The 3,721-nt window shown below is 68.2% G+C and carries 3 protein-coding genes; all 3 read left to right on the top strand.

The annotated features are described in order from the left end of the window. A partial coding sequence (locus ADK57_RS10600; RefSeq protein WP_053749142.1) for a DUF6507 family protein occupies positions 1-247 on the top strand: 247 nt, incomplete at its 5' end. Next, positions 244-2,694, top strand: coding sequence for a hypothetical protein (locus tag ADK57_RS51005; protein ID WP_234390112.1), 2,451 nt, complete (start codon positions 244-246; stop codon positions 2,692-2,694). The genes ADK57_RS10600 and ADK57_RS51005, both read left to right, overlap by 4 nt. 107 nt (positions 2,695-2,801) lie before the next feature. Next, positions 2,802-3,455 carry a hypothetical protein gene (locus tag ADK57_RS10590; protein WP_159050036.1) on the top strand — a complete coding sequence of 218 codons (654 nt, stop codon included), beginning with the start codon at positions 2,802-2,804 and terminating at the stop codon, positions 3,453-3,455. Positions 3,456-3,721: the final 266 nt, after the last annotated feature.

The following is a 3,721-nucleotide window of genomic DNA, read 5'->3' as shown; positions in this document are numbered from 1 at the left end:
GGGTGGCGGTGGCGGCGAGGGTGGCGAGAAGGCCGCGGGTGGCCTGGTCGCCCTTGCGTTGTCGCAGTATGCGGAGCGTGCGTCGAAGGACCTGCAGTACGTGGCGGCCCGGGCGGGCAAGTCCCTGCAGGGTGCGGTGGACGCGACGACGGCGTATCTGAACGGCGACCAGGAGATGGCCACGGAGGCGCAGCGCAATGCGTTGGCCGAGCCGAAGCTGGACATGCCGGGAGTGGGCAAGGCGTGATCAAGCCGGATCAGATTCCTCAGTTCACGGGCGACTTGGCCCAACTGGAGACCGACCACGCGGACCTGAAGAAGGACGCGGGTGAGGTCCGCAAGGCCGGCGGGGACGTGCACTCCCAGTTCCAGGGCCTGTCCGCGTACTACACGGCTCCCGAGGCCGAGAAGCTGTTCGCGACGACCAAGCCGGTCAAGGACCGTGCGGACACGTTCGGGGACGACCTGGAGACGGTGTCCGGGGCGTTGTCGTCGTACGCCACGGAGATTCGTCCCCTTGTCGACAAACTGAAGCAGTTGAAGGCGGACGCGACGACGTTCATCGCGTCGGTCAAGGACGACGACGAGTGGGAGTACGACGGCGACAAGGTCGACGAGCACAACCAGATCCGGGACGACATCACCGCGACGGTGGCGGCGTTCTGGGCGGCGGAACGCACCTGCCACAACAAGATCACCGCGTTGTGGGGCGGCACGCAGATGGTCGCCGGTGACGGCTCCGACCGCAAGGACCAGTACGGCTTCAACGCCGAGGACCTGAAGGACGCGAAGCTTCCCTGGGGTGACCCGGTCGAGGAGAAGCACCACTGGTGGGAGATCGGCCACTGGCTGAAGTCGTTCTTCTGGGACGGCCTGATCGTCGACGGTATCTGGGGCACCATCAAGGGCCTGGGCACGCTGCTCGGTTTCAACGGCTTGGAGGCGATGGGCCAGGCATGGAAGGGCCTCGCCCAACTGGCCACGGGTCTGGTGGTCTCCGTCATTCCCGGTGCGGGCACGCTGTTCTGGACGCTGCCGGACGACAAGATGCCCTCCTGGCTGCGTGATTCGCGTACGGCGATGAAGGAGACCGGCAAGGCCCTGGTGGCGTGGGACCAGTGGGGCGACAACCCTGCCCGGGCGGCCGGCGCGGTCACCTTCAATGTGCTCACCACTGTCTTCACCGGTGGTGCGGGTGCCGCCGCAGCGGGCGTGAGCAAGGCCGGTGCGGTGGCCAAGGTGCTGTCGGTGGCGGGCAAGGCGGGCCGGATCATCGACCCGATGACCTACATCGCCAAGGGCGCGGGCGCGGGTCTGTCGAAGATCGGCGACATCGTCAGGGGCCTCAGGGGCGTCGGCAACGTCGACATCCCCACCCTCCCGGACAACGCCGTCACCCTGCCCGAGGGCTCGCTGACGCTTCCGGACGGTACGGTACGGCTCCCGGAGGGCGCGGCCGTCCCCGAGGGTGCCACCAGACTCCCCGACGGGACCGTGCGGCTGCCGGAGCAGGCGGTGGCGCTGCCGGAGGGCACGGTCAACCTGCCGACGTCCGAAGGCGTCCCCGCCCAGTACCTGGACGGTGACGGGAACCTCCTGGACAGCCAGGGCAGTGTCGTCCAGCATGCCGACCAGGCGCCCGCGGAGACGGTCGTCAACACGGCCGACACCACGCCGACGGCAAGTGCGGGAGTGTCGCAGGTCGACGCCCCGCTCAAGGAACCGGCTCTGGTCGGCGCCGGCGACAACACGGCGAGCAGTGCGGGCCACTCCTCCGGCAGTGAAGGCGTACCCGCGCAGCCTGGCGACGGCCTGCCCGGTGGCTCACCCTCCAGCGACCCGCCCGTCGGCGGACACGGGGACGATGTGCCCTCGCGTGGCGAGGACGTGGCCCCGTCGCACGGTGACGATGTGCCCTCGCGTGGCGAGGACGTGGCCCCGCACGGCGATGACGCACCCCCGCACGGTGACGGTGCGGACAACCCCGCCGAACACAACGCCGACGGCGGCTCTTCCGCTGCGGATCACGCCGACGACGCGCCAGGCGGGGCGGACGGCGGGGCGGACGGCGACGGCGTGGCATCAGCCACGGACGAGACTCCGCCCAAGGCCCCGGAGGAAGACGAGCCCCCTCTCATCCGGCAGGACGACGACTTCAGCGCCACCCACAACCAGTACGGGCTGCGCAAGTCGCGGTTCGATCCGGACACCGGCATCGTGCCGGCCAATCCGGACGGAAAGATCACGCCACTCGAGCACGTGCTGGGCGGCGCGAACCCCAAGGCCAAGGAATCGAGCCAGTTCACTTCCTTCGCGCCGAAGGACGGGACCGGAAAGGTCTACGGGGCCCAGGAAGTCAGCATCGACTACCGGCGGCTGCAGGCGGACATCGAGGCCGGCAAGGTCCACAACGTGGAGATCCTGCGTCCTGAGCAGATCCAGCGGAGCATCAACGACGAGATCACCAAGACGGCGGGCAAGGATGTCGAGGTGCCGGCGACACTCAAGCCGACGGACACCGACGCGGTGACCAAGTTCGTCAACGACCTCGGTCTGAGCAAGGGCAAGACCAGCAAGGTGCACCGCAGGGTCATGGCGCTGCTCAACACCCGACGCGACGGCGAATGGTTGATCAGCGGGGTCGTCCCGAAGGACTACGTGACGGGGCCCTACCCGACGACCAAGACGCCGTGACCAGCCGGATAACGTGATCCGGCGAGCCGACCTGAGCACAGGAGTACCGATTGTCCGACAGCCAAGGTTCCTGGGAGCCGAGCGCCAGAGTCGCCGAACTGCTCTTCGTGGACTTCGACGGTACGGCCGCCGATCCCGATGACGTCATCAGCGACGGGCTCGACGGTGGCTACCAGGAGCGTTCCGAGGCACTGAAAGAGGTTCTGCGGGATCCGGACGAGGATCCGGCAGGGCGCTTTCTGGCCTGTGTCGCGCTCACCCGATGGGCGGACGCGGTCGGGTACGAAGCGGTGGTCCAGGCTGCTCGGTCGCCGGAATCCGCCGCATGGCGTGGAGCCTCGTACGACCGGCTGCACGGCCAGGACGACACCTTCGGGGTGCTCGCCGACGCCGTGGGGGACAGTGCCGACATGGTCGAGGAGCGCGGCACGGCGACCGGGCGACGGCAGGCGGCCGAGGCTCTGCTGAATGTAGCGGACCGCGTGCAGTTCGACCGGCACGTCAGTTCGTTGCTGCGTCGGGAACTCGTCGCTGTTCTTCTGCCTGCCGTCAAAGCCCCGGTGGAGCGCGGCATCGCGAGGCTCGCCGAGGAACAACCGTCGTACGACCTCGGCCTGCAGCTGGCGCTGATGATCGCAGCGGCCCATCGCGTCGACGCGACGTGGGCCCTGGATGCCGCCCGCCGCCTCCTCGCGGTCAAGCCCGGTGAACGCGCTGTGACGGAGTTGCATGATGCGATTCCGGAGACTCGGGAGACGTAGTCCCCGGCGGCGGACGTCGGCAGGTAACGGGATCCCGGCCGAGTTGTGGTGCTTCTGTGAGTGACGGGGACCTCGATTGCACAGGCAACTACGGGGTTGATAGAGATGGAAGGGAGTTATGAGGTGGATCGGGCACGGTCCGCCGTAGCAACCCGACGGGGGAGGCTTGATGAAGTTCGACATGGGTGCGCAGACGCTGTCGCAGCTGCAGCGTGATTCGCGGGGGTCGAGTGATGATCTCGGGACGTTGATCCGGCAGTTGGTGC

The sequence above is a fragment of the Streptomyces sp. MMG1533 genome (assembly GCF_001279775.1).
In the GTDB taxonomy this organism is placed as follows: Bacteria; Actinomycetota; Actinomycetes; order Streptomycetales; family Streptomycetaceae; genus Streptomyces.
This window is presented reverse-complemented; position numbering and strand designations above follow the sequence as displayed.